Below are 3206 nucleotides of genomic sequence, written 5' to 3'. Positions count from 1 at the left end.
GCCGTCTTCTACCGGTCCAGGGTGCCCGGAACGGCGCGACTGATCCTGCCCCGGGTCGTCCTGCCCGCACTCGCCGCGGTCCTCGCGCACCTGGTGGGGGCGCTGGTGGCCTGGGCCTTCACCGCGATGTTCTTCGGTGGTCCGCCGCTGCCGGCGACCATGTTCGGTGCCCTCCTGGGAGGGCTGTACATGGTCTTCGTGGTCGCGGTGGTGGCACTGGCGTCGTCTTTGGTCCGCAACGCGCTCGCCGTGGTCGGTGTCGCCGTCCTGGTGTTGGTGCTGTGCGCCGGAGTGGGGAGCCTGCCGCTCCTCTCCGAGTGGGCGCCCGGCGCCCTGCTCCAGGGAGTGGTCCTCCCGGCGGTGGGCGCGTCACTCGGCGACCTTCTCCCGGCGATCGCGACCACCGTCGTGCTCACCGTGGGGGCCCTCGTCCTCGCGCTGAACCGGAGCGCTGCCCGAGAGGTCTGACCCGTGCGGAGAAGTGAACGGCGGGGGGTTCACGGGCCCCTCGCCGTTCATGTCTGATTCGTCTCAGATCCGCGTCTCGTTGACGACGATGCCGTCGTGGTCGCTGTAGAGCCACTCGCCGGGGACGAACGTGACGTCGCCGAAGGTCACCGGGACGTCCTGCCTCCCGGCCGCGTCCTTCAGGGACTTGCGCGGGTTGGAACCCAGGGCCTTCACACCCAGCTCCAGCTTCCCGAGGGCGACGGTGTCGCGGACCGCGCCGTTGATGACCACCCCGGCCCAGCCGTTGCGCACGGCGGACTCCGCGATCATGTCGCCCATCAGGGCGCTGCGCAGCGAGCCGTTCCCGTCCACGACCAGGACGGCGCCCTCGCCCGGGGAGTTGAGGATCTGCTTGACCAGGCCGTTGTCCTCGTGGCAGCGCACGGTGCGGATCGGCCCGGAGAACACGTCGTGGCCGCCGTAGCGGTGGAACTGCGTGGAGCAGCTGCGCAGGGTGTCGCCGTGGTCGTCGATCAGGTCCGCGGTGGTGAAGTTCGTGGCCATGACAGCTCCGGTCACTGGGAGAGACGGATGGACCCGTCCAAATTACTCACTGGTAGTGCCCGAGGCCTTCGCCGGGGCCACGTGTCTCCTTCGTCGGTCCGGCCGTGCGCTTTCGTCGGTTTTCCGCGCAGTACGGCCCTGCGGGGTTCCGGTTGATGACAGGATGAGAGCTTCCCGTCATTCGACCGTGGGAGTTCCGTCACCGGAACGTCGCCCAGCTGTCCCCTGCTGCGTGAGCGACTCTTCTCCCCCGTACGACCCCAATGGAGAGAGATGGTCTCCGAGATCTTCGCCATCAGCGCCGCCTGGTCGCGAGCCGTGATCGAGTTCGCCGCCGGACTCGACCCCTGGATGCAGTCCGCGGCCGAGCTGGGCACCGACCTGTTCCTCGGTGTCTTCGCGCTCTTGTTCCTCATGGCCTGGTGGAAGGCCCGGTCCGTCGACTCGCGCCGGGTCGGCCTGGCGCTCTTCGCCCCGGTCGCGACCGTCATCGCCTACTGCGCCAACGTGACGATCAAGTCGTTCTTCCAGCAGATGCGGCCCTGTCAGGCCATGACCGACCTCAGCGTCATCGCCACCTGTGACCCCATCGGCGACTGGTCGTTCCCCAGCAACCACTCCGCGATCGCCGGTGCCGCCGCGGCCGCGGTCATCGTCGCCTGGCGCCGCTTCGCCGTCGCCGCGGCCCTCTTCGCCTTCCTGGAGGCCTTCTCCCGGGTCTTCGTCGGTGCCCACTACCCGCACGACGTCACGGTCGGCCTGCTGGTCGGCGCCATCGTCGCCACCCTGGTCTGCCTCCTGGCCGCCCGTCCGATGACCTTCGTCGTCGATCGGCTCGTCGAGATCGACCTGCTGCGCCCCCTCCTGCGCGCCGAATCCCCGCCCTCCGGGCGCGAGCAGGAGGCCGGCCGGCAGCACACGCACGCCGAGCGGTAGAACCCCGTTCCGTGTGCCCTGCTCCGACCTCGGAGCAGGGCACACGTTCGTCTTCGCCCCTGGGACGGAGTGCGGGGTGGGTCACGGTCGCGATGGCGGGGACAGCTGACACACTGGTGAGGTGGGTACTCAACAGACTTCCGCAGAGCTCTTCCGGCGGGCGGCCGCCGTCGTCCCCGGCGGTGTGAACTCGCCCGTCCGCGCCTTCGGCGCCGTCGGCGGCACCCCGCCCTTCTTCGTCAAGGGCGAGGGCCCCTACCTCACGGACTCCGAGGGGCGCCGCTACGTCGACCTCGTCTGCTCCTGGGGGCCGCTCGTCCTCGGCCACGCCGACCCCTCCGTGGTGGAGGCCCTCCACGGTCAGGTGGCGGCCGGTACCTCCTACGGCGCGCCGACACCCGGCGAGGTCGAACTCGCCGAGCTGATCGTCGAACGCACCGCCGTGGAGAAGGTCCGCCTGGTCAACTCCGGGACCGAGGCCACCATGTCCGCGATCCGCCTCGCCCGCGGCTTCACCGGACGCGGCAAGGTCATCAAGTTCGCCGGCAACTACCACGGCCACGTCGACGCCCTTCTGGCCGCCGCCGGTTCCGGCCTCGCCACCTTCGCGCTGCCCGACTCCCCGGGTGTCACCGGTGCCAGTGCCGCGGACACCATCGTGCTGCCCTACAACGACATCGGGGCCGTCGAACGCGCCTTCGCCGAGTACGGGGACGAGATCGCCTGTGTGATCGCCGAGGCCTGCCCGGCGAACATGGGGGTGGTGCCGCCCCGCGCCGGGTTCAACGCCCGGCTCAAGGAGGTCGCGCACGCCAACGGCGCCCTGTTGATCCTCGACGAGGTCCTCACCGGCTTCCGGGTCGGTCCCTCCGGTTGGTACGGACTGGAGGAGGTCGCCGGTGACCTGGTGACGTTCGGCAAGGTCATGGGCGGTGGACTCCCCGCCGCGGCCTTCGGCGGCCGCGCCGACATCATGGACAGGCTCGCCCCGAACGGCCCCGTCTACCAGGCGGGCACGCTGTCCGGAAACCCGCTGGCCACGGCGGCCGGTCTCGCCACCCTGCGCGGTGCGATCCCGGCGGTCTACGAACACATCGACCGGGTCTCCGCTCAGGTCCGGTCCGAGGTCTCCAAGGCGCTCGACAGCGCCGGGGTCACCCACCGGGTCCAAAACGGTGGCAACCTTTTCACGGTCTTCTTCACCGACCAGGACGTCGTCGACTTCGACACCGCTCGGACCACCGACACCAAGGTGT

General features: G+C 70.1%; 3 protein-coding genes and 1 pseudogene. 3 read left to right on the top strand and 1 reads right to left on the bottom strand.

Annotated features, from left to right (window positions below):
- A pseudogene (locus K8V84_RS02410) lies at nucleotides 1-468 on the top strand (ABC transporter); the annotation flags it as partial.
- 63 nt (nucleotides 469-531) lie between these two features.
- On the opposite strand, the gene rraA reads toward K8V84_RS02410, so the two are convergent.
- Nucleotides 532-1014: a ribonuclease E activity regulator RraA gene (rraA, locus tag K8V84_RS02405; protein ID WP_304069754.1), complete on the bottom strand. Its 483-nt coding sequence runs from the start codon at nucleotides 1012-1014 to the stop codon at nucleotides 532-534.
- A 273-nt stretch (nucleotides 1015-1287) separates the two neighbouring features.
- On the opposite strand from rraA, the gene K8V84_RS02400 reads away from it, so the two are divergent.
- A complete protein-coding gene (locus tag K8V84_RS02400; protein ID WP_304069751.1) occupies nucleotides 1288-1950 on the top strand; it encodes a phosphatase PAP2 family protein in 663 nt (220 codons plus the stop codon).
- 121 nt (nucleotides 1951-2071) lie between these two features.
- The coding region (locus K8V84_RS02395; protein ID WP_304069749.1) for a glutamate-1-semialdehyde 2,1-aminomutase at nucleotides 2072-3206 on the top strand (1135 nt) is incomplete at its 3' end.

Source organism: Nocardiopsis listeri, assembly GCF_020741345.1.
In the GTDB taxonomy this organism is placed as follows: Bacteria; Actinomycetota; Actinomycetes; order Streptosporangiales; family Streptosporangiaceae; genus Nocardiopsis; species Nocardiopsis listeri_A.
The sequence above is the reverse complement of the archived record's forward strand: the minus strand, read 5'-3'. Positions and strand labels throughout refer to the sequence as shown.